This window comes from Acetobacter sp. UBA5411, from assembly GCF_002409645.1.
GTDB lineage: Bacteria > Pseudomonadota > Alphaproteobacteria > Acetobacterales > Acetobacteraceae > Acetobacter.
Window position 1 is genome coordinate 87,995 of sequence record NZ_DHNR01000034.1, and the last position, 22,696, is coordinate 110,690.

17 protein-coding genes are annotated in these 22,696 nt (G+C 58.5%); 13 read left to right on the forward strand and 4 right to left on the reverse strand.

What is annotated here, in order from left to right:
- Window positions 1-13 precede the first annotated feature (13 nt).
- From B3759_RS12190 to B3759_RS12200, 3 genes are all read left to right on the forward strand, one after another.
- Complete coding sequence (locus B3759_RS12190) at window positions 14-847, forward strand: hypothetical protein (RefSeq protein WP_291366153.1); 834 nt, start codon at window positions 14-16, stop codon at window positions 845-847.
- Between the two features lie 219 nt (window positions 848-1,066).
- On the forward strand, window positions 1,067-2,833 hold the full coding sequence (locus B3759_RS12195) for an aminopeptidase P family protein (RefSeq protein WP_408736492.1): 1,767 nt from the start codon (window positions 1,067-1,069) through the stop codon (window positions 2,831-2,833).
- A 70-nt stretch (window positions 2,834-2,903) separates the two neighbouring features.
- Window positions 2,904-3,935 carry an isocitrate/isopropylmalate dehydrogenase family protein gene (locus tag B3759_RS12200; RefSeq protein WP_291366154.1) on the forward strand — a complete coding sequence of 344 codons (1,032 nt, stop codon included), beginning with the start codon at window positions 2,904-2,906 and terminating at the stop codon, window positions 3,933-3,935.
- 177 nt (window positions 3,936-4,112) lie between these two features.
- On the opposite strand, the gene B3759_RS12205 is transcribed toward B3759_RS12200, so the two are convergent.
- Complete coding sequence (locus tag B3759_RS12205) at window positions 4,113-4,790, reverse strand: GntR family transcriptional regulator (protein WP_291366155.1); 678 nt, start codon at window positions 4,788-4,790, stop codon at window positions 4,113-4,115.
- A gap of 238 nt (window positions 4,791-5,028) precedes the next feature.
- Between B3759_RS12205 and B3759_RS12210 the strand changes: the two genes are divergently transcribed.
- From B3759_RS12210 to B3759_RS12255, 10 genes are all read left to right on the forward strand, one after another.
- Window positions 5,029-7,356 carry a TonB-dependent receptor gene (locus B3759_RS12210; RefSeq protein ID WP_291366156.1) on the forward strand — a complete coding sequence of 776 codons (2,328 nt, stop codon included), beginning with the start codon at window positions 5,029-5,031 and terminating at the stop codon, window positions 7,354-7,356.
- 133 nt (window positions 7,357-7,489) lie between these two features.
- Window positions 7,490-8,752 (forward strand): cation:dicarboxylate symporter family transporter, encoded by a 1,263-nt coding sequence (locus B3759_RS12215; RefSeq protein ID WP_291366220.1) that lies wholly within the window; start codon window positions 7,490-7,492, stop codon window positions 8,750-8,752.
- The gene (locus B3759_RS12220) at window positions 8,753-9,796 is read left to right on the forward strand and encodes an Ldh family oxidoreductase (RefSeq protein WP_291366157.1); all 1,044 of its coding nucleotides are present in this window, start codon (window positions 8,753-8,755) and stop codon (window positions 9,794-9,796) included.
- Window positions 9,797-9,912: 116 nt separating this feature from the next.
- On the forward strand, window positions 9,913-10,731 hold the full coding sequence (locus tag B3759_RS12225) for an EAL domain-containing protein (protein ID WP_291366158.1): 819 nt from the start codon (window positions 9,913-9,915) through the stop codon (window positions 10,729-10,731).
- 46 nt (window positions 10,732-10,777) lie between these two features.
- Window positions 10,778-12,076, forward strand: coding sequence for an Hsp70 family protein (locus B3759_RS12230; protein ID WP_291366159.1), 1,299 nt, complete (start codon window positions 10,778-10,780; stop codon window positions 12,074-12,076).
- 51 nt (window positions 12,077-12,127) lie between these two features.
- Window positions 12,128-13,294 carry an L-dopachrome tautomerase-related protein gene (locus B3759_RS12235; protein WP_291366160.1) on the forward strand — a complete coding sequence of 389 codons (1,167 nt, stop codon included), beginning with the start codon at window positions 12,128-12,130 and terminating at the stop codon, window positions 13,292-13,294.
- A 40-nt stretch (window positions 13,295-13,334) separates the two neighbouring features.
- Complete coding sequence (gene thrC / locus B3759_RS12240; RefSeq protein WP_010667256.1) at window positions 13,335-14,735, forward strand: threonine synthase; 1,401 nt, start codon at window positions 13,335-13,337, stop codon at window positions 14,733-14,735.
- Window positions 14,736-14,785: 50 nt separating this feature from the next.
- Entirely contained in the window at window positions 14,786-16,051 is a 1,266-nt protein-coding gene (locus B3759_RS12245) for a M16 family metallopeptidase (protein WP_291366161.1), read from the forward strand.
- On the forward strand, window positions 16,048-17,406 hold the full coding sequence (locus tag B3759_RS12250) for a TldD/PmbA family protein (RefSeq protein ID WP_291366162.1): 1,359 nt from the start codon (window positions 16,048-16,050) through the stop codon (window positions 17,404-17,406). Before B3759_RS12245 ends, B3759_RS12250 begins: the two co-directional genes overlap by 4 nt.
- Before the next feature lie 88 nt (window positions 17,407-17,494).
- Window positions 17,495-18,433 carry a Tim44 domain-containing protein gene (locus tag B3759_RS12255; RefSeq protein WP_291366163.1) on the forward strand — a complete coding sequence of 313 codons (939 nt, stop codon included), beginning with the start codon at window positions 17,495-17,497 and terminating at the stop codon, window positions 18,431-18,433.
- Between the two features lie 315 nt (window positions 18,434-18,748).
- On the opposite strand, the gene B3759_RS12260 is transcribed toward B3759_RS12255, so the two are convergent.
- The 3 genes from B3759_RS12260 to B3759_RS12270 form a co-directional block, all read right to left on the reverse strand.
- On the reverse strand, window positions 18,749-19,807 hold the full coding sequence (locus B3759_RS12260; protein ID WP_291366164.1) for an acyltransferase family protein: 1,059 nt from the start codon (window positions 19,805-19,807) through the stop codon (window positions 18,749-18,751).
- Window positions 19,808-20,235: 428 nt separating this feature from the next.
- Window positions 20,236-20,691, reverse strand: a complete 456-nt coding sequence (locus tag B3759_RS12265; protein ID WP_291366165.1) for a hypothetical protein — start codon at window positions 20,689-20,691, stop codon at window positions 20,236-20,238.
- The gene (locus tag B3759_RS12270) at window positions 20,688-22,667 is read right to left on the reverse strand and encodes a hypothetical protein (protein WP_291366166.1); all 1,980 of its coding nucleotides are present in this window, start codon (window positions 22,665-22,667) and stop codon (window positions 20,688-20,690) included. Before B3759_RS12270 ends, B3759_RS12265 begins: the two co-directional genes overlap by 4 nt.
- Window positions 22,668-22,696 lie beyond the last annotated feature (29 nt).

Sequence of the window (22,696 nt, forward strand, 5' to 3'; positions counted from 1 at the left end):
GAACGAGTGCGCCATGCGAACAGGACAGATTGCGGCCATGCTGCTGACCGCATTGGCGCTTGAAGGCTGTTACGCCCAGTACAACTATCGTCCCACCGGTTATGAAGAGGGATGGACGATGGGACATCATGCCGGTCATCTCGGCTGGTATGACCAGCACGGTCACTGGCAGGGCTGGTTCGATGGCGCGGCATGGCATGACGCCCATGAGACGGCTCCAAATGCCGCATCGTCTCTGCTCCCCGGCCAATCAGCGCCTGTCGGCAGAACGGCCCCTGCCCTGCGTGGTCCAGCGCACTCGCCCGTTTCGTCCCCTGTCCGTTCTCAGGAAGAAGCGCCGTCCGCCATTAACCCTGTGCCGGAAGCTGTGCAGGAGCCTATCCCGCAGCCAGCACCGATCGCGCCGCCAGCACATCCAACTTCCATTCCCGCACCAACAACGCCACAGGTGGCCACTCCAGCGGCTCCGACACCAAGGGCGCCAGTACCCCCAACTGTTACGCCTGCTGCTCCACAGACAACTGCTCCGGCCAACGTCCCGGCACCACAGCCTGCACCTGTTGTCCAGACGCCGCCTGTTCAGTCTGCTCCCGCGCCAAACGTCCAGCCTTCCGCTCCGGTTCAGACGCCGGATGAAGAGGAAACGGCTCCATCGACGCCCACAGCCCAACAGGCTCCCTTCAAGGTCAAACCGGGTTCATCCATGCCTCAGGGTCCGGACGAGTCGACATCAGCGGCCTCTCAGGTGCTGCCTGCCTGGCTCGACCCCTCACCCGATCCAGTCACGTCCTCGCAGCCTTCCACCGAACAATCTTCAGGCAAGGCAACCGGCAGAACGACACGGTAAGTCCCCGCCGGTTTACGCGCTGGGTCGTACAGATATGCTTTGATTGAGGATGATTGTCGCGCGAAAGCAGGCGGGAAAAGGGCGCATACTCCTGTCGTGCTTTTCCACGGCTCGCGCCGCGGCATCGCCATGAAAGGGCAGCAACGCATCCTTTGAAAGAGATGTGTGTCAGAGGAGAGACCGTTGACAGAGACCACGATCAGTTCCGCTTCCGGAAAGATGAACGACCGTCTTCAGGCCTTGCGCGTTCTGTTAAAAGAAAACGGTCTGGATGGGCTGATCATTCCGCGTAGTGATGAATATCTGGGAGAATACGTTCCGGCCTGCGCCGAACGGCTGGCATGGATCAGCGGTTTTACGGGTAGCGCTGGACTGGCCGTAGTTCTGTCCGATAAGGCCGCCGTTTTTTCGGATGGACGCTACATCACCCAGATGGACGATCAGGTCGATGGTGCGCTGTGGGAACGCCATCACATCACGGAAGCGCCTCCACGTTCCTGGCTTGCCAGGAATGCCTCGGAAAAGGCCCGTATCGGTTACGACCCGCGGATCATCAGCCGCTCCGCGCTTGAAGCACTGCGTTCGGACAGTGTCACATTTGTGCCGACAGCGTTCAATCTGATCGACGCCGCCTGGAACGATCGTCCTGCCCCACCTTCCGCTCCGGCGGAGGTTCATCCACTGGAATTCGCCGGGCAAGGCAGCGCAGAGAAACGTCACGCTCTCGGCGCACAGCTTGCTACAAACGGGTGGCAGGCCGCACTCATCGCCGATTGCACGTCTATCGCGTGGCTGCTGAACATCCGTGGGACCGATGTGCCGCACACGCCCGTAGTGCTCTGCTTTGCCGTTCTGCATAGCAACGGACAGGTCGATCTGTTTGTGGATGAGACGAAGATCACGCCTGAAGTGCGCAACTGGCTTGGCGACGATGTAAACATTCTGCCGCCGGAAAAGCTGGAAGAGTCGTTGCGGGTCTTGAAGGGGCAGACGGTAGCCGTCGATCCGTCCGCCACACCGGTCTGGTTCAGTCAGACGCTGGAAGACGCCGGAGCGACGGTCGTGGAAGCCGCCGATCCCTGTGCCCTGCCCCGCGCCCGGAAGAATGCGGTCGAACAGCAGGGAGCCCGCGCCGCACATCTGCGTGACGCCGTCGCCGTCTGCCGCTTCCTGCACTGGCTGGACACGCATGCCGCAGGCTCGACGGAGATGGAACTGGTGGAACGGCTCCGTGCGTTCCGGGCCGAAGCGCCTGAGTATCGCGACGATTCCTTCGATACGATCTCCGGAGCCGCACCGAACGGAGCCATCATTCATTACCGCGTTACGCCGGAAACCAGCCGTCGCCTCGGCGCGAACACGGTCTATCTGGTGGATAGCGGCGCGCAGTATCCCGATGGCACGACGGACATCACCCGCACCGTCTGGACAGGGCCGGATGAGCCTCCTGTTGAGATCAGGGACGCGTTCAGCCGCGTACTGAAGGGCAATCTGCTGCTGGGGCGGACGCGCTTTCCCGTCGGCACCACCGGCAGCGCGCTGGATGTGGTGGCGCGGTATGCGCTGTGGCAGGGAGGTCTGGATTTCGACCACGGCACGGGACACGGCGTGGGGAGCTATCTGTCCGTGCATGAGGGACCGCAGCGCATTTCCAAGCTGCCCAACAGAATCGCATTTGAGGAAGGCATGATCGTCTCGAACGAGCCGGGCTATTACCGTCCGGGCGCGTTCGGTATCCGGCTGGAGACTCTGGAAATGGTCAGATCATCCGATGTCGGACAGGACGGACGAAACTTTCTTGAGTTCGAGACGCTGACTCTGGCTCCTTTTGACCGCCGTCTGGTTGATCCGGCCGTGATGGGACCGGAAGCCTTGGATTTCCTTGATTCTTACCATGAGAGAGTGCTGACGGAGGTTGGTCCGCTGCTCTCCGGAGAAACAAAATCCTGGCTGGTGCATGCCTGCTCTCCCATCAAGAGGAAGTGACAACACGTAATTGCGTATCGCGCTGGCTCTCAATGCGAGGCAGAAGAGGCGGCGGATGTATAGGGAGTTCATGATGACGAACAGCAAAACAATCCCCGCCACCCTTATTCCGGGCGACGGTATCGGTCCCGAAATTATGGATTCGGTGGTCGAGATCCTCGATGCGGTTGGCGCTCCGTTCAAGTGGGAACGTCACATCGCCGGCATGGCCGGAGTTGACGCGGTTAACGATCCTCTTCCGAAAGACACCCTCGAGAGCATCCGCAAGACCGGCCTTGCTCTCAAAGGCCCGCTAACCACGCCTGTCGGCGGCGGCTTCAAGTCCATCAACGTCACCATGCGTCAGGAGTTCGAACTCTACGCAAATCTTCGTCCGACAAAGACGATCATTCCCGGTGGTCGTTACGAAGACATCGATCTGGTGATCGTTCGTGAGAACCTCGAAGGCTATTACGCCGCGATGGAACACACGATTCCGGCCAATGGCGACAAGCAGGGTATTGCGCTTTCAGGCGGCTATGTGTCCCGCAAGGAGTGCGAGCGCATTGTTCGCTTCGCCTTCGATTACGCCGTGCAGAACGGCCGCAAGAAGGTGACGCTGGTCCACAAGGCCAACATCATCAAGCAGATGTGCGGCATGTTCCTTGAGGCTGGTCGCAAGGTCGCCGAGGAATACAAGGGCAAGATCGAGTGTGACGAGCGTATCGTCGACGCCTGCTCCATGCAGCTGGTGACCAACCCGTGGCAGTTTGACGTGATCGTCACGACAAACCTGTTCGGCGACATTCTCTCCGATCAGGCTGCTGGTCTTGTCGGTGGCCTGGGTCTGGCGCCGGGCGCGAACATCGGTGAGAAAGCTGCGATCTTCGAGGCGGTGCATGGCTCCGCTCCTGACATCGCAGGCAAGAACCTCGCCAACCCGCTGGCTCTTCTGCTGGCTGCGGTGATGATGCTGCGTCACGTCCGTCGCGATGATCTGGCTGACCGGATCGACACGGCGATCAAGAACCTGATCACCAGCGGCAAGGTTCGCACCCGTGACATGGGCGGCGAAGCTGGCACGAAGGAACTGACGGCTGCACTGAAGCAGGCTCTCGTCTGATCTTTCAATAAAGCACTACGTGCGGACAGGAATTCTCCTTTTTCGGTCCGCTTGAAAAAGCCCTGCCGTTCTGCGGTGGGGCTTTTTTTGCATTCATGCCTTCTGCAAAGTCCTTCCCATTTTCCTCTGTGCTGCACATAAAAAATCAGGACAGAGGCTGGCGATTACAGGGAAGTTTTATTTTTCAGCCTGACCTGACTTCTTCTTGCCAGCACGAACATTCAGCACCTTTTCTAGACGTGTCAGATGCGCGTTCATGATCTGGACAGCCTTTTCCATATGGCCAGCCGCCATTGCGCTGATAAGCCGACGATGATTGTCGCAGGAGTGTTGGGCGTCCTCGGTCGGCTGATAAAGCGCTGCGATCAGGACCGTTCTGGTTGTCAGTTCTTCCAGAATACCGGCGAGCACAGAATTACCCAGCGCTTCTGCGAGATAGACGTGGAAATGCCCGAGCAGGTAACTGCGTCGCGCAAAATCGCCCTCGTCTATGGCCTTCTGCTGCTCCGCCACATGCTCTTCCAGTTGCCGAATCGCCTCCGGTCTTATGCTTTTCTGCATCAATAAAAGCCCGACCTCCACCGCCCGTCGCGCCTCGATTGTCTCGCGGGCTTCCTCAACGGTGGGCTCAATGACAAACCAGCCTCGACGTGGTGAGACAACAACAATCCCCCGGCTGCTGAGCCGCATCATGGCTTCGCGCACCCGGGTCCGGGAAACGCCGAAAATCTCACCGAGATCCTTTTCACCCAGCCGCTCCCCGGACGAAATCTGTCCGGACAGCACCGCCTGCATGATGCGATGCTCTATGAGATTGCCTCCAAGTGGCGGTGTGTCTGGCTTTTGATCCTGCATGGGGAATCTATGAACGCCGCCCGGTCAACAGGCAAGCAAAGACAGCTCTGTCCTCCGTGGCACACATGGCACAGCCCGGTTGGCGATCCAGCGTATCAATAAAAATATTTCGGATTCGATACGTTTTTGTGTGGAATAATATTTCTCTGCATTCTAGCTTGTATACAAGATTCGCCCAAGTATTGAATCGGGACAATACCATTGAGCCGCATGCCCTGACCCGACCCGGAGACGCCTGATGTCCAGCGCCCCTGCCTGCCGTTCCCCGTTCTCGCTTCGTACCATTCTGCTCTCAACACCACTCCTTGCAAGCATCTGTGTTCCTGAAAGCGCCTTTGCAGAACAGAAAGTTGCACAGGCCGCATCAAAGTCCCACACACAGAAAAAACCCCACCCGGGTATAAAAGCGCCTGCAAACAATGATGAGGCCGTGCATGTGACCGTCCGGCGTGGCGTAACGGGTGCCGGACAGCATGAAGCCCATTCCGAAACAGTTCTTTCCCGAAAGGAACTGCAGAACCGCAATATCCGTCAGATGACTGATATCGTCCGTATCGCGCCGAACCTGACCATCCAGCCGTCCTTTGGCAGCGCCGCCCTGAATTTCGCACTGCGTGGCGTCGGCCTGATGGATTTCACGCAGAACAATACACCCTCCGTCATGCCCTATGTTGACGGCGTAGCGTATCCGATCAGCATCATGACGTCCGGCATGCTATTTGACATGGACGACATCTCCATCGCGCCCGGAGCTTCAGGTTTCACGCATGGCCAATCCACGACAGGCGGTGAAATCAATTTCCATACCGGTGATCCGACACCCCAGTTCCATGCGGGTGTCACGGAAGATATTGCCAGTTATGGCAGAAACCGTGTGGAAGGTTTCGTTTCTGGCCCTATTTCCCGCTCGGTTTCTTTCCGGATTGCGGGACAGTCGCTGACGGGTGGCGGCTATCAGCATAATTCCAAAGGCGAAGGCTATGGTAACGCCGATATCGGCGCGCTCCGTGGCAAGCTGCGCTGGAAAATCGACGATGCCTCCACGCTGGATATCGGCGGTCACTGGACGACGGATCAGTCGGAGGCATCGTCGGGACACAACCTTTACAACAGTTATGGCGTGCCTGTTACGTCGAATCTCATGGAAACGGAGTGGGGCCTTGATCCACGCTTTGCGAAAATCATCGGTATAAACGGAAACAACCAGAAGCCGAGAGAAGACAATATCTTCTGGGGCGCCAACGTTCGTTTCACTCGGGATTTCAACTGGGGTCGTCTGCGGACGATCAGCGCCTACGAAGCCGTGGACGAACATGAACTGACGAATCAGACAGACTCTGTCGCGTCCTATGGCAACATGTTCCGTAACAACCAGTCGAATGTCTTCTCCCAGGAAATCAAGCTGGAATCTCTCGACACGCATGCGCGTTTTCACTGGGAAGCAGGGATGTATTACAGCCGCTCCCGCATGGCCCAGAATTTCTGGTACGATTCGTCGGACCGGCCGGGAACGACGCCCCTCAACCAGACGGCGTACCGTCAGAATCAGCAGAATTTCAATCAGTATGTGCAGCTTTCCTACCGCATTCTGCCAAAGCTGACGTTGATCGGCGCGATCAGTCATGAATCCGATGATCGCCAGATGCTGAACGTCACAAGCACCGACTACAATCTGAACACGGGAGCACCGACCAATGTTCAGAATTTTGGAAACTTCGGTGCTCTGACAAACCAGTTTGCAGGGCGCGTGGGTGCGCAGTATCAGTTCACACACAATATCATGGGCTATGTGATGTTCTCCCGCGGCTTTAAGCCGGGTGGTTTCTCGGCCAACATCACGCAGCAGGCCAGTCAGCTCAAACCCTTCAAGCCGGAACAGGTTCTCACCTATGAAGGCGGCTTCAAGACCATGTTGTTCGACCGGCGACTGCGCTTCAATGCTGCCGGTTTTTACTACGATTACCGTGACCAGCAGATTCTCGGCAGTATTCTGGTTCCGCCCTATGGCGTACTCGGCGGTTATGTAAACGCCCCCCGTTCCTATATTTACGGTGCCGAGTTCGACATTGAGGCGCATCCTTTCCGCGGGCTCGTCCTGACGCAGAATTTCGGTTACCAGAATGGGGCTTATTCCCAGTTCCAGAGCCTCAACCGCAGCGCGACCACGGCGCAGTTCGCGGCGACGGGAGCCTGGTCACCCGTCAATACGAACTATGACGGCTATAACATGGGACTTGCCAATCTCACGCTTTCAGGAGCGGTCACCTATACATGGAAAGTTCTGCAAAACTACGAAATGACCTATGACGCGGACTACAGTTATCGCGGAGCCCAGACACAACCCCAGCATATCGGCGATGGTGGCATTTACCGTGCGCCAGCCTATTTCCTCGTCAACTCCTTCCTGACCTTCGCAGCCCCCAAGCAGCATTGGTCCGTCACCGTTTACGGCCAAAACCTTGCGGATCGCCGCTATTGGCTCTCGGGCGGAACACAGGCAACATTCTATGGAGTGATTCCAGGGCTTCCACGCTTTGTCGGCGCTAAAATCAACGTCAGTTACTAAAGGTCATGCGGATACGGCAACTTTTGACATGTGTCGTTTCCGCAATGACCCTACTCATCGAACACACGGAAAGGCGGCCATGACGATATCCGAGACCGTTGCGTCGATGCCCGCACAGGGCAGGTCGAGGCGCATGCCGGGCATTTTCATTCAGGTGGTCGTCGCCACCTGTCTTGGTGTGCTGACAGGCCTTTTCCTGCCCGAACTTGCCGGACAGTGCCGCTGGCTCGCCGATCTGTTTCTGCGCCTGATCCTTATGGCGGTTGGTCCGCTGCTGTTCTGCATTGTCGTCACCGGAATTACCGGCGCGGGCTCCCTCAGCGCCGTCGGCAGGCTGGGTCTTCGGGCCCTGATCTATTTCGAAGCCATGACGACCCTTGTGCTGCTTCTCTCGGTCGGAGCTGCCCTCCTGATAGAACCGGGGCGCGGTCTGCCTTTTGCTCCGACACCTGAAGACGCGCATCTGATCTCTTCCTATGCCGGTAACGCCCATCTTCTGCATGGACAGGGCGTGACCGGCTTTATCCTGAGTATCATTCCGCGTTCTCCCGTCGCCGCCTTTGCGGAAGGCAATATTCTTCAGATCCTTTTCTTTGCGATCCTGATCGGCTGCTGTCTCTCGCATGTTGGAGAAGCAGGTGCGCCGGTGACACGGCTGATCGAAAGCCTGTCGGTTGTCTTTTCCCGCATGATGCGGCTCATTATCGCCACCGCGCCACTCGGTGTCTTCGGAGCCGTCTCCGCAACGATCGCCCGGTATGGTCTGGACGCGATCGCGCATCTCGCCTCATTCGTTGTGCTGTACTTCGTCGCCATCGCCGTCTTCATCGTGGTGATCCTTGGCGGCTGTCTGTTTCTCTGCGGGGTCAATCCTCTCCGCTTCGCACGTCATTTCCGGGAAGAACTGCTGATTGTAACGGCGACGACCAGTTCCGATTCAGTGCTGCCGGGGATCATGGCGAAGCTGGAAGCCATGGGCGTGTCCCGACAGGTCGTCGGGCTGGTCGTGCCCGCGGGCTACTCCCTGAATCTCGACGCGCTGTCCATCTATCTCGGCCTTGCGGTTGTTTTTCTTGCCAACGTAACGGGGACACATCTCACCGCAATGCAGATGCTGTCGATGCTTGCCACGGCGCTCATCACGTCCAAGGGCGCTCATGGCGTACCGGGCATCGCCATCGTGGTGCTGGCGGCAACATTGGCCGCGGCCCCGTCCATCCCGGTTTCCAGTCTCGTCCTGCTGCTGGCGATCGACTGGTTTATCGGCATCGCTCGCGCCGTCGGCAATCTGGCGGGAAACTGCGTGGCGCCCGTTGTCATTGCAGCATGGAATGGCTCGCTTGATCGCGAGCAGGTCCGTGCCGCTCTCGCTCCTTCATCGAAAGCAGGTCTCTGAGTGACTAACGAAACACGCGTTCGGTATTATCCCGAAGAAATGCTCAAACACCGTGCGCAGACGCTGCTTGTCGAGGCAGGCGCACGGGCTTCCGACGCTGCCGAGACGGCGCGGGCGCTGCTGCATGCCTCAAGGATCGGCGTGGACAGTCATGGGGTCCGGCTGGCGGCTTATTACGCCTCACTGTTGCGGTCAGGCGGCCTCAACGCAGCACCGTCTCCACTCTATACACGGACGGCTTTTGCGACAGGACGGCTGGATGCCGACAGTGGTCTTGCTCACCCCGCCTGTTACCGCGCCATGTCCGAGGCCATGATACTGGCACGGGAAGCCGGTATCGGCGCTGTCGGCGTTCATCGTTCCACACATTTCGGGGCAGCGGGCGCTTACGCGATCGAAGCGGCGCGACAGGGCATGATCGGTCTGGTTGTGAGCAACTCGGATTCGGCTGTCTCCCTGTTCTCGGGCGTTGCTCCGTTTCATGGCACCAACCCGATTGCCGCAGCCGCTCCGGTGCGTGATGCCGAGCCTTGGCTGCTCGACATGGCGACCTCGTCCATTCCGTTCAATCGCGTGAAACTTTATGAGGCGCTCGGCATTGATCTGCCCGCAGACGTTGCGCTGGATGAGCATGGCCAGCCGACGCGGGACCCACGGCACGCCTCTTTCCTCCAGCCGCTCGGCGGAGAAACGTTCGGCTTCAAGGGAGCGGCTCTGGCCGGTCTCGTTACCATTCTTGCAGCGGTGATGACGGGAGCCGACACGGACCCTGTAATGGTCGGCACGGATGCCGAGCAAACGGCAGAAGCACGCCAGAATGTCGGTCACTTTGTCATCGCCATCGACCCGGAACGCTTTATCGGGCGAGCCAGCTATGATGCGGCGATGACGCGATACCTGAACCTGCTGCGTGCGGGACCATCCATCGATTCCGGACATCCTGTTCTGGCGCCGGGCGATCGGGAGTGGCAGGAAGCCCTTCGTCGTCAGGAGATCGGCATTCCGGTCGATCCGGAAACCCGGACAAGTCTTGGTTTGCCCTGAACTCTCTGACAGCCGGATATCTTCTCCGGCTTTTTTGTCAGGATCGCCATAATTTACCAGAAAATTACCTGCTGTTTGTAACTTCTCCTGTGATCCGCCTTACCGGGAGAGCTTTTTTGCCTGTTATACCTGTTTCTGGTCCCCCGGAGACCACCCACCGCATCACGTCGCATCTGACAGGCACGCACACGAGGCAAAGGACCGAGGCCAGCTTCTGTATCGTACCCCGTTTCTCACTCTCGACATTGGCTGTTGCAGGCGGCGATCTCTGTCCTCCTCCGACCTTTTCGACTGGACGCACGACACTCCGGCGACGCCACAAGGAGCCTGTCTGGCTGCCGCTCATATCGGAAGGATGCAGAATAGCGGCTGAATTTCCACCAGATTGCCGTCTGGCCCTGCCTGTCGAGGCCGCCGACACGTTCCCGGATGATCTGCTGCCCCATCTGGCCAGCCTCCTTTCCGACAACCAGCTTGAAACCTCGAGGCTGGATTTTGAATTTACGGAAACGAGCCTCGCCATTGATAACGAGATTCTGATTTATTCACTCGCAGCCTTGCGGGATGCAGGGGCCGGGCTTGTGCTCTCGGGTTTTGGAACGGGTCTGACGAGTCTGTCCCTTCTGCGGGACCGAAGCTTTTCAGGGCTACTCACAGCCGTAAAGCTGGACCGGCATCTGTTCTGTCATGATGACCCGGCGCATCTTCAGGCAGGCCAGAGCATTGCCCGAGCCGTGGTGCAATTGGGTGGTGATTTTGGCCTGAACACACGCGCCGAAGGCGTGGACACGCCTGAAACACTTCATTTCCTGCAGAGCATCGGCTGTCAGGAAGGGCGAGGAAACTGTCTTGGAAAACCGCAGTCTCTGACGGACTTTCTGAAAGACCTCAAGCCAGCCCGGTCAGGTGTGAGGAAAAGAAAACGCACATCGTGACAGTCAGGCGTGGACAGGAGGAGTCGCAGCTTTTAAGTCCCCGCTCATGAAAAACGGCTCCTCCTCTCCTTCTGTCCGGCTGGGCATCGATTTCGGCACAACGAACAGCGTCATCGTTCTACGGAACGAGGACGGCGACACGCGTACCGTGCGCTTTCCAACGCCGGGAGGAGACACGGCGGATACATGCCGCACGCTTCTGGCGCTGTGGCAGGAACTGACGGGCGGACGGCGTCTGACCGAACGCGCCGTGGGAGAAGAGGCCGTTGAGGCGTATCTCGACGATCCGACCGAAACGCGGCTTATCATGTCGATGAAGTCCTATCTGGCGCAGGCCAGTTTCCGTGAGACCCAGCTTTTCGGTCAGCGCGTTCCGCTGGAAACGCTGGTCGCCTCCTTCCTGCAGGAACTGATGAAGCTGGCGAAGCTGGCGCCACAGGACTGCGCCGTGACAGTCGGACGGCCGGTGCGTTTTGTCGGTGACAATGCCGATGACGATCTCGGCGAGGCCCGGCTGCGCGCCAGCCTTGCCGAAGCCGGTTTCCCAGAGATTTCCATCATGCTTGAACCGGAAGCCGCCGGATGGAAGTTTGCGCATCGCCTCAATCATCCGGCAACGGTGCTGGTGGGTGACTTCGGCGGCGGCACAAGTGACTTCTCGGTTCTCCGGTTCGAGCCGGGAACGGCACAGCCTACACAGGCGCTGGGCTATGCGGGTGTGGGGCTGGCCGGGGATCAATTCGACACACGGATCATCGATCATGTTGTCGCACCGTTTCTGGGCCGCGACTGCACGTTCCGCATCATGGGCGGTGAGCCGCTTCCCGTGCCGATCGAGTGGTACACTTCCCTCGCTCGCTGGCATCGCCTGTCGCTGATGCGGACTCCGCGCATTCTGAATGAGATTGCCGAAGTCGCTCGCACAGCCTCCCAGCCTGAACGGCTGATGAATCTGGTCGAACTGATCCGTGAGCAGAACGGACAGCTTCTTTATAATGCCGTCTCCGCCGCGAAGCGGACCCTGTCTTCCGAAGACAGCGCTGTGCTGCGCTTCTCGCAAAAGGGTCTCACAATCGAGGAGACAATCCAGCGCTCCGACTTCGAACGCTGGATCGCGCCCGATCTGGCGCAGTTCGGAGACGCCATTGATCTTGCCATTGAGCGCTCGAACCTGACACCGGACCAGATCGACCGTGTGTTCCTCACCGGCGGCACCTCGTTTGTGCCAGCCGTGCGGGAGCTGTTCATCCAGCGGTTCGGCGCGGACAAGGTTGAACTGGGTGGCGAATTCGTTTCCGTGGCGGAGGGGCTGGCGCTGGCCAACCCTCTCGCTCTGACGGCCTGACAGAAATATCTTGCGCGTCTGGATCGCACCCCGAGGTGTTGTCAGAGGGATATGAACGGGGTGAAACTCTCGCTTATGAAACGGCTGCTTCTCGTCACCTGTCTGTCCCTGCCGCTTGCGCTGGCGATATTTTCCCCGTCTGCGCTGGCGGTTCCCATGCCGGAAAAGCCGGAAGCAACCGCGGCTGATCTGACGCCCGCCGTGACGTCGTCCTCCCAGATATGGGAGTCCGTGATTGCTCTCCCCGATGGCAGGCTGGTGCTGGAAGCGCCGCGCTGGCTGGGTAATCCGAACCCGCAACTTAGCATCGCGACAGTCGGCGGCACGCCCGCGCCCTACCCTGATGCGGACTGGAATGCGACGGAAGGGGATCCGGCCAAACGGTTCGTGGCGCTGACCAGCATGACGCGGGCGGCTGATGGCACGCTCTGGCTTGTCGATAGCGGCGTCCCGGATCGGGAGGCCAAACCGGAAGCGCCTGCCAAGCTGATTCAGATCGATCCCGCCACAGGTCAGGTCAAACGCTCTTTCCCCGTTTCAGCCGATGCGCTGCGAGACGGCAGCATCTTGGCAGGCATCGCCGTGCATGAGCAGACGGCCTATGTCGCGGATTCGGGGGTGCCGGGGATTCTGGTCATCGACCTTGAGAGCGGGGTCGCCCGACGTTTTCTCGATCACGTTGAAGGGCTGACCGCCAAGCGTCCGATCGTCACCCCCTCGGGCGAGGTCAAGGCGCGGGATGGGCGACCACTGGCCATTGACGCCACCCTTGTCGCCATCAGCCCGGATGGACAATGGCTGTATGTGCAGTCCTATTGCGGCCCGCTTTATCGCATCGCCACGCGCCTGTTCGACGATCCGGATTCGACGAACACCGCCCTACAGGAAAGCGCCACGCTCTGGTATAAAACCCATGCGCTGGGCGGACTTACGGTCGGTCCGGATGGCACGCTGTACTGGTCGGACGTCACCACGGGCAGCATCGACAGCTACACGCCGGGGCGGATTCCGCATCACCTGATCACCGATCCCCGTCTGAAATGGCCGGGTGGGCTGTCCCTATCTACGACCCCGTCTGGCAACGCGCTTTTCGTGCCAGCCGCGCAACTTGATCAGGCCGCACGCTTTCAGAATGGACAGACGACGGTGCAGTGGCCTGTGACCGTTTACAGCTTCCATGTTCCCGAAGACGCGACTTCTGACGTTCTTCGCAAATAGTCCCCTCCCCGCTTCGCTCCAGACCGGTTATAGAAAGCGCATGAAATACGTCTCCACCCGTGGCAAGGCCCCGGTCCACTCCTTCTCCGATATCCTGCTGGCCGGGCTCGCCGAGGATGGCGGGCTTTACATGCCGGAATCATGGCCCCAGTTTTCCGCTGATGAGTGGCGCGCCATGCGGGCGCTCCCCTATCCGGAACTGGCGGCGAAAATCATTGCGCCCTTTACCGCCGGGTCGATCGACCACGACACGCTGCTGGGCTTCTGCAAGGACGCCTATTCGCAGTTCGATCATGCCGCCATCGTGCCTCTGACCCAGATCGAGGACGGCCTGTATGTGCAGGAACTGTTCCACGGTCCGACGCTGGCCTTCAAGGACATGGCGCTTCAGCTTCTCGGACGCCTGTTCGACCATGTTCTGACCGAGCGTGATGAGCGCGTCACCATTGTCGGCGCGACCTCCGGCGACACCGGCTCCGCTGCGATCGAGGCCTGCCGTGGCCGTGACCGTCTGACGGTTGTGATCCTGCACCCGGAAGGGCGCACCTCCGATGTGCAGCGTCGCCAGATGACGACGGTGTTGGACAGCAACATCACCAACCTCGCCCTCAAGGGCACGTTCGATGACTGTCAGGATATGGTGAAGGCGATGTTCGCCGATGCGCCGTTCCGTCAGGACATGAAGCTGTCTGCGGTCAACTCGATCAACTGGGCGCGTATCGCGGCGCAGATTCCCTATTATGTCTATTCCGCGCTGGCGCTTGGCGCACCCGATCGGGAAGTTTCATTTGCCGTTCCCACAGGCAACTTCGGCAACGTGCTGGCGGCGTGGGTTGCGAAGCAGATGGGGCTGCCCATCAAGCATCTCTGCGTTGGCTCGAACCGCAACGACATTCTGACCCGCTTCCTCAACAGCAATGACATGTCTGCCCGTCAGGTTGTGCCCAGCCTGTCACCGTCGATGGACATTCAGGTGTCGTCAAACTTCGAGCGACTGCTGTTCGAGTTCCTGGGCCGTGACGCCGAAGCCTGCGCCAGACTGATGACCGGTTTCCGTTCGACCGGAAAGATGGATGTGCCGGAGAAGGTGTGGGAGTCGATTCACACGCTTTTCTCGGGTCTCGCCCTTGATGACGAAGAGACGGAAGCCCAGATTCGTTCCGTGCATCAGAACAGCCAGTATCTTGCTGACCCCCACACCGTCATCGGCATCACAGCCGGACGCAAGTTCCGTGAACCCGGTGTCCCGATGGTGGCCATGGCGACCGCACATCCGGCGAAGTTCCCGGATGCGATGCGGGCTGCCACGGGCATTACCCCGGCGCTTCCTCCCGCACTGGCCGATCTGTTCGACCGCGAGGAGCGTTTCCGCGTGGTGGACAACGCCCTTGGAACCGTTGAAGACGCCGTAAGATCAGCCGTGCTGTCCAACAGCCACTGATTTCCATCTCAGGAGTGGCGACTTCCCGCCACTCCCCTTTCAGGACGCTCATGACCGATCCCATCCAGCAGACACGCCTTCCCTCCGGCCTGACGGTCGTCACAGAACGCATGGACCGCGTCGAAACCGTGTCATTTGGCGCCTATGTCGCCACCGGCACGCGCAATGAGCGCCCCGAAGAGAACGGTGTTTCCCACTTTCTCGAACATATGGCGTTCAAGGGAACGGCCACCCGCTCGGCAGCCCGGATTGCCGAAGAGATCGAGAATGTTGGCGGCCACATCAACGCCTACACGGCCCGCGAGCAGACGGCCTACTACGTCAAGCTGCTCAAGGAAGACCTGCCGCTTGGGGTCGATATCATTGGCGACATCCTGACGCATTCGACCTTCCTGCCGGAAGAAGTCGAGCGTGAGCGTGGCGTAATTCTTCAGGAGATCGGTCAGGCGAACGACACGCCGGACGACATCATCTTCGATCATTTTCAGGAAACGGCGTTCACCGGCCAGCCTATGGGCATGCCGACGCTTGGTCCGGAAGGGCTGATCCGTGAGATGAGTCGTGAGACGCTGATGTCCTACATGCGGACGCATTACACGACACAGAACATGGTCGTCGCGGCAGCCGGCAACCTGCACCATGATGATGTGGTGGAGCGGGTCAGCCGTCACTTCGCCGATCTGCCGACGGAAGCCGTCCCGGATCGTATGCCCGGCCGTTATACAGGTGGCGAATTCCGTCTCCCCAAGGAACTGGATCAGGCGCACATCCTGCTGGGCTTCCCGAGCATCCGTTATGGTGGCCCGGATTATCACGCGGCGCTGCTGCTCTCGACGCTGCTCGGCGGCGGGATGTCGTCGCGGCTGTTTCAGGAAATCCGTGAGAAGCGTGGACTGGTCTATTCGGTCTACTCCTTCACCACGCCGTTCCTTGATGGTGGCCTGTTCGGGATTTACGCGGGAACGGGTGGCGAAGAAGCCCGTGAGCTGATTCCAGTGACGCTGGCGGAACTTCAGAAGGTGCAGCAGTCGGTCGGTATGGACGAACTGTCCCGCGCCCGGGCGCAGCTCAAGTCCTCGCTGCTCATGTCGCTGGAAAGCACCGGCAGCCGCTGCGAACAGATCGCGCGTCAGCTTCAGATCTTTGGCCGCCTAATCCCGATTGCGGAAACGGTCGCCAAGATTGATGCAGTGACGCCTGCTGATATCTGCCGAGTGGCTGCAAAGATTTTCAGTGGCCAGCCGACACTGGCCTCCATCGGCCCGATTGACGGCGTGATGACGCTCGACACCCTGCAAGGACGACTGGCTGCATGACAGACTCTACGCCTACTCTGACTCCTCTCGATCTTGCCTGCGAGCTTGCCGAACTGGCCCGGAAGAAAGGGGCCGATGCGGCGGATGCAATCTGTGTCGGCAGCACGTCGCTCGGTGTCAGCGTCAGAAATGGCGTAACGGACGAACTGGAACGCTCCGAGACGACCGATCTTGGCCTGCGGGTTTTTGTCGGCAAGCGTTCCGCCATTATCTCGACCTCGACGCTGGACAGAAATCGTTTCGACGGGCTGGTCGATCAGGCGCTGGCGATGGCGCATGTTCTGCCGGAAGATGGGTATGCGGGCCTGCCTGAAGGTATTCCGCTGATTGGTCGCCTGACCGAGAACGATCTCGATCTCGTGGATACGACCGAGCCGACGGCTGAAGAACTTCTGGCTCGGGCGCGCACCACGGAGGAAGCGGGGCATGCCGTTAAAGGCGTGACGAATTCCGCGGGGGCCAGCGCCACATGGGGCCGCAGCCTTGTCGCACTGGCAAGCTCGGCGGGCGTTGCCGGTTATTATGAACGCACACGCAACTCCGTATCCATGAGTGCGCTCGCCGGTCAGGGCACGGGCATGCAGCGGGACTGGGATTTCCATTCCACGGTCTATCTGTCCGATCTGGAAGATCCTGCGGTGATTGGCGAAAAGGCCGGTCGCAATGCGGTGGCGAGGCTCAATCCCACGCAGCCCCGCACCGGCACCATGCCGGTGGTCTATGCGCCGCGTGTGTCCAATGGACTGCTCGGGCATCTGACAGGAGCGATCAATGGTGCTGCGATTGCACGCGGCACCTCGTTCCTGAAAGAGAAAATGGGGCAGCGAGTTTTCGCACCCGGCATCCGGGTTCTGGATGACCCGCACAGAAAGCGTGGTCTGCGCTCCAAGCCTTTCGATGGTGAGGGCGTGGCGTGCGAGCCTCTCGAACTCATCGCGGACGGTGTATTGCAGCATTGGCTGCTCGACTGCCGCAGTGCGCGTCAGCTTGGTCTCACCACCAATGGGCGGGCAAGTCGGGGCACATCCTCGCCTCCGTCTCCCGGCGTTTCCAACCTGTATTTTGCGCCCGGTTCCGTGTCGCCTGCCGAACTGATCGCGGATATTGCGGAAGGTGTGTATGTCACCGAGATGATGGGGTCGTCGATCAACGGTCTGACCGGCGATTACAGTCGCGGTGCGTCCGGCTTCATGATCCGCAACGGACAACTGGCTGAACCGATTGCGGAATTCACAGTTGCCGGCAATCTTCTGGACATGTTTGGACGGCTACAAGTGGCGGACGATCTCTCTTTCCGGTTTGGTTCCGACGCACCAACAATCCGTATCGACGCCATGAGCATCGCTGGAAACTGAGACAGATCTCAATCGTTTACATCGGGTATCGCTGACTTTCTCACGCGCTACCCACCCATGACTTACCGGAGACTGACCCCTGACCCTCATGAAGACTCGCCCCGTTCTGACGACAGCGGTAGTTCTTGCGCTTTCCCTCGCGTCATTCGCAGGCATTGCGGATGCGCGGCCGGGCAATGGCGGCTCCATGGGAAGCCGCGGCAGCCGGACATGGTCCGCACCGGCACCAACCCGGACTTCGCCCTACGGCGCGGCACCGATGGAGCGGTCCATCGCCCCACAGCAGCAGGCTCCAGCCTACGGACGCAACACATACGGCGCACCGGCCTACAATAACGGCATGATGCGTCCTCCGTCGCGCCATCCGTTTCTGACCGGGTTTGCTGGTGGTTTGCTGGGAGCAGGCCTGTTTGGTCTGATGTCAGGTCATGGCCTGATGGGCGGTGTGCATGGCTTCTTCGGGTTTATCGGACTGCTGATCCAGATTGCTCTGGGTATTTTCCTCGTGCGCTGGCTATTCGGTCTCTTCATGCGCAGACAGGGTGGCAGCGCATCCGGTGGTAACGGTGGTTTTGTCCCTACAGGCAGTGTTCGACAGCCTGCTCAGGGTAATCAGCGCACTGTTCAGATCGGACCACAGGATTATCAGGCTTTCCAGCAGCTTCTTCTGAATGTGCAGGCCGCATGGAGCCAGCAGAACATTCCGGCTTTGCAGGGTATGGCGACCCCGGAAATGGTCAGCTACTTCAATCAGGAGTTGGCGGGACTGGCGAGCCGTGGCGAACGGAATGTGGTGTCCGACGTCCGTTTTCTTCAGGGCGATCTGTCTGAAGCTTGGTCGGAAAATGGCTATGACTATGCCACAGTGGCGCTGCGTTACAGCCTGATTGATCTGACGACGGACATGATGGGCCGCGTGGTCAGCGGCAGCTCCGCCGATCCGGTGACGGTGACGGAACTCTGGACGTTTGTGCGTCCGGCCGCAGGCGGGAGCTGGCTACTTTCGGCTATCCAGCAGACCCGTTGAGACTGGCTGATTTCTGCTACTAAAGGTGTTTCCTCTCCGGAGAATGTGGAGAGGAAACACCTTATACAATCTTTACTGAAGCGATTTTTTCGAAGAGTGCTAACGTTGGCGCATTTGCGCTAGAGCGATGTCAGGATGCTCTACCGATATCCTGAAGGCAGAAAGTTTGTCGTGTATCCTTTACAGGCACTACAACTTTATTGATGCCGACAACCCATTAACTCAAATATCTGTGCTAGATGCCGATGCGTTCCGGACGGTGAATGCTGCTTTCTGAACAGTATCCGGAGATTGCCACGATCTCATACTTGGCACCTACTTTTCTGGCCTGCCCTTGCCGAAAAGACGGACTTTTCGCCCCATGAGAATAAAGGGCTTTTCTACAAATTCGTACGTCAGACACGACACCAGAATGGAGAAATGCACGATCCAGTTGCCTGCGTCATAGGACAGGTCGATGTGGAACAGGTACACCAGAAACATGCAGACCGGGAAATGCACCAGATAAATACTGTAGGACAGCTTTCCCAGCAGGAAGAAGACCGGGTTTCCCATGACCTTGTCGACAAAAGCGGCTTTATCCATGAACGCTATGGCAACAGCGGCAAACAGCACCGAGACCAGATAGATCGGTACCGGGTGAAATGGTGGCGGAAGACAGATGGTTGAGACAGCAATCGTGAAAACGCCGAATGCACAGAGGGCTTCAGCAACACTCTCTCTGACTGGCAGGCGTTTTACGACGTCCATGACGAGAACCATAATGCCCATGCTCAGTAAAAGCCGAAACATTCCGGCGCTTATACCGTGGAATACCGGATCATTATTCCCTGCAACACGAAATCCGTGCTGCTCTGCAATAAACAGAAAAAACGCAAATACAGCATAGAATAATGGGCGACAGAACACCGCCAGCAGCACGACCAGTGACCCCAGATAGAACTCCAGAGAAATGGACCAGGAAGGCAGATTGATCGAAAAGGACTCAGACGTGACGAGAGACTGGGTCATCAGATAATTGCTGATCAGGTCACGTTTTACATTGTTACTGAAATAGGATGGGATACCGTGTACCATTCCGTAGAAAATACCCACCACGACAGACAACATGACAAAATGGAGCGGGTACAACCGGAGAAAACGGGACCAGTAAAAATTGATACTTTCCCGGATATTCACGCGGGAAAATTTCTCGTCATAGGATTTTATGAGAACATAGGCGGATAGGGCGAAGAAAACATCGACAGCAAAAGGCGCGTTCGTAATCAGTGAGCGTCCGGATTGCCAGCCTATCATGATACCGAATGTGTGCTGATATGCGACAGCAAGAGCCAATAGTCCCCGAATTCCTTCGAGACCTCGTATTCTTTTCACATTCCCACCCTTTGTTGACCGACCTTTTTCCTTTCTCGTTGCCTTCAAAAGGAAAGTTTCTGGCTTTCATGCTTGATGGCTATGTTGATGGCAATAGTATTTTCCAGAGACGCTCCGGGAGCAGTCAGACGACACTGCCTTCATTATTATTGTCTTCTTGCCGATCAAAGACAGTGTCAAACAAGTGCTTCCTGAGCAGAAGAAACTCCCCTAAGGACTATGCTCTATGACTGACTGTAAAAGTCGGGAAAGCGCTATCGCCTGAGTTTCTTGTCAGGTCTGGCATTAGTCTCGGCCCCAGAACCTACGAGTGGAAAGCCCTATTCCACTGATTTGAGTGCCCGCGTCGCTAGCTGAAATGATTGCGTAGAGATCGCTCGCCTGATGGATACGAGGTTTTCACCAGCCAGACGATCTGGGTATCAAGTTTACGACCTTTCAGCCGCCTGTTCATCCCATTCTTCCGCCAGCGTCGCCAACTCTTTCGCGATGGTGGCCTTACGCTGGCGAACCTGAAACTGACGGGTCAGTTTCACTCCCAGAATTGCCACCTCAAACACAAACCAGCCGCCTCCAGCCGCACACCAGCCGACAACGCTGGTCATGGGATTCATCAACAGCATGACGGCAGCGTCCATCGATCCGTCCGCGTTCCACAACATATGAAACGGATGCACGAGAGCGGCAAAGGCATAAGGCATCATCATTCTGGCCATCACCTCTCCCCGATTGTTGTCCAGAAGGCAGACAGCAATCAGCGGGATCAACAGGACCCCGATCAGCAGGGAATATCCGGGAAGCCATGCCAGAGCGGCACCACAGGCAAGACCATTGATCCATTTTGTCAGGGAGCCACGTTGCCCCTTGGCTGCAGAGGCCGTCACAACACAATCTCCGCACAAAGAGAACCGATGGCGCAGACCACACCAACGGCTGTAGCCAGACGAATCATTTCGTTCCTCATGGGCAAGGGCACGTCTGTATCCTGATGATCGAGCCGCGCGCTCTCTGCTTTGAGCTTACTCTCCAGTTTGCGCGCAGCGTTATAAGCAGCCTGATCGCGTCGCAGGGCCTGCGGATCAGCAAGAATTTTCTGCATGAGGCCCAGATCGCCTTCGCCTGCGGCAACAGCAAGCTGTTCTCCGCGAGCAGTTCTTGTACTACGACTGCGCCAGCGCTTCAGTTCCGGCGTCAGATGCGGCAACAGCTTGCGACCGATGCCTTTCAGTGGTCCGGTCATATAAAGGTGTTGCAGTTTCGCAAGAAATGCCAGATCCAGCGCCCAGCTGTTTTTCGATATCGCCAGATCGCTGAAAGTCTCCACAAGACGACTTCTCAAAGCAGCAATCGCCATGAAGGTTGTCATCTGCCGGTCGAGCAGCGCAGTCGTCCCGGAGATCTCCGTATCCTCTCCAGCATTAAGCCATTGCAGAAGAGCCCATGTCGCTATCAGACGATCGTTCTGGCAACGGGGCGACAGGCAGGGGAGATAAGGGTTGAGGACATAAGGCAATCTGTCGAGGTCTGACAGGTTTTCGATAGAAACCTGCCTGGCTGCTTTCTGGACCACTGCGCAGGCTGCGGCCTGCGCAGGAACCGTCGTAACGAGCGCAAACTTATCAAGACGACCGGTGCGGATAAGTTCGAAAACAGCCGTCGTGGGATCAACGGAAGCCGTGCTTTTTCCAGCCAGCGCGGTTGTCAGCAGTTGACCGATAGCATCCGGCCAGAACCATATCTCCCCCCAGCATAAAGGCATGGCTGGATCGATAACGGAGATGATTTCCATAAGTGTTGCGGAAGAAGCGAGTGTGCCGTCTTCAGCCAGAGTTGCATCCCGAGCCAGGAGAGCCAGTCTGGCTGCCGCCTGAGGCATCCCCAGCTCGTAGGACATCCACCGCTCGATAACGCCTCTGACCAGAAGGCTGGCGAATTCTTTCCTGTACCGTGCAGCATACCAGGCCAGCGCGCGGGCTGTCTTGATCCGGACGGCTCCCAGCATGATCGGGGCTGTCGCAACAGAGGAACGCCGGACGACATACCCTTTGTGGTCCGCCGCATGCAGCAGATCTCTCGGCGAGGGTCTGGCAGCCGGATCATCCGACAGCATGGCCGCCAGTAGAGGCGCTACATCCTGCGAAAGCGGCAGGTGCCCCGCCAGCACTGCAAAACTGCCTTTCTGGAAGCGTTCTTCAAGAAGACCACCCGGCACGTCATCCCGATAGGGCGTACAGCCGCCCAGCAGCCATGCCGCAAGGGCTCCAAGAGCAAAGATATCATCCACTATGCTGCCGCTGCCACGCCCGGCAGGCTCACAGAGGGCTGATGTCAGCGGTTCAAACCGGTCCGGCTGGAAATAGGCTGGTGGGGCCGTGATGGCCGGGCCGAGGCATACAGCGCTGCGGCCACCTGAATCGAACACATTGTCAGGACGGATGGCGCGGTGCGTGACACCAGCCTCGTTATAGGCGTGCAGGATGCTCGCAATCGGCACGATGACGCGCTCAAGAACGGAAGTTTCCGTCCATGTACCGCCCTCGCTCAGCGGATTGCCGGAAGGCGCATCACACAGGATCCAAAGCGAACCGGTCGCATCGCTGAATGACCTGACCGGCAGCAGATTGGGCGCACGTATCTTGGCGATGACGGCCGCACCGGCGTGCGGTGGCAGGAGAGCCGCTGGCGCCAGGGCAAGGAGTTCGGCTGTCGGGGAGACCGTATCCTTGACGTGATAGGCAGGACAATTGACGAAATCAGGGAGCTTCTGGTCGAGATCAATAACATAGCGACCGTCGATCGTAAGGCTCCGACCGTCGTCTGTTTCAGTTTGCCCGACTTCGTCCGCCTCGGCCATGCTCACCCTTTACGCTTTCCATAATGCGCAAAGGG

Excerpts from the sequence above, each read along its gene's own strand:
- B3759_RS12190 (WP_291366153.1), top strand. The coding sequence starts at position 14 with ATGCGAACAGGACAGATTGCGGCCATGCTGCTGACCGCATTGGCGCTT.
- B3759_RS12195 (WP_408736492.1), top strand. The coding sequence starts at position 1,067 with ATGAACGACCGTCTTCAGGCCTTGCGCGTTCTGTTAAAAGAAAACGGT.
- B3759_RS12200 (WP_291366154.1), top strand. The coding sequence starts at position 2,904 with ATGATGACGAACAGCAAAACAATCCCCGCCACCCTTATTCCGGGCGAC.
- B3759_RS12205 (WP_291366155.1), bottom strand. The coding sequence starts at position 4,790 with ATGCAGGATCAAAAGCCAGACACACCGCCACTTGGAGGCAATCTCATA.
- B3759_RS12210 (WP_291366156.1), top strand. The coding sequence starts at position 5,029 with ATGTCCAGCGCCCCTGCCTGCCGTTCCCCGTTCTCGCTTCGTACCATT.
- B3759_RS12215 (WP_291366220.1), top strand. The coding sequence starts at position 7,490 with ATGCCGGGCATTTTCATTCAGGTGGTCGTCGCCACCTGTCTTGGTGTG.
- B3759_RS12230 (WP_291366159.1), top strand. The coding sequence starts at position 10,778 with ATGAAAAACGGCTCCTCCTCTCCTTCTGTCCGGCTGGGCATCGATTTC.
- B3759_RS12235 (WP_291366160.1), top strand. The coding sequence starts at position 12,128 with ATGAACGGGGTGAAACTCTCGCTTATGAAACGGCTGCTTCTCGTCACC.
- thrC (WP_010667256.1), top strand. The coding sequence starts at position 13,335 with ATGAAATACGTCTCCACCCGTGGCAAGGCCCCGGTCCACTCCTTCTCC.
- B3759_RS12245 (WP_291366161.1), top strand. The coding sequence starts at position 14,786 with ATGACCGATCCCATCCAGCAGACACGCCTTCCCTCCGGCCTGACGGTC.
- B3759_RS12250 (WP_291366162.1), top strand. The coding sequence starts at position 16,048 with ATGACAGACTCTACGCCTACTCTGACTCCTCTCGATCTTGCCTGCGAG.
- B3759_RS12255 (WP_291366163.1), top strand. The coding sequence starts at position 17,495 with ATGAAGACTCGCCCCGTTCTGACGACAGCGGTAGTTCTTGCGCTTTCC.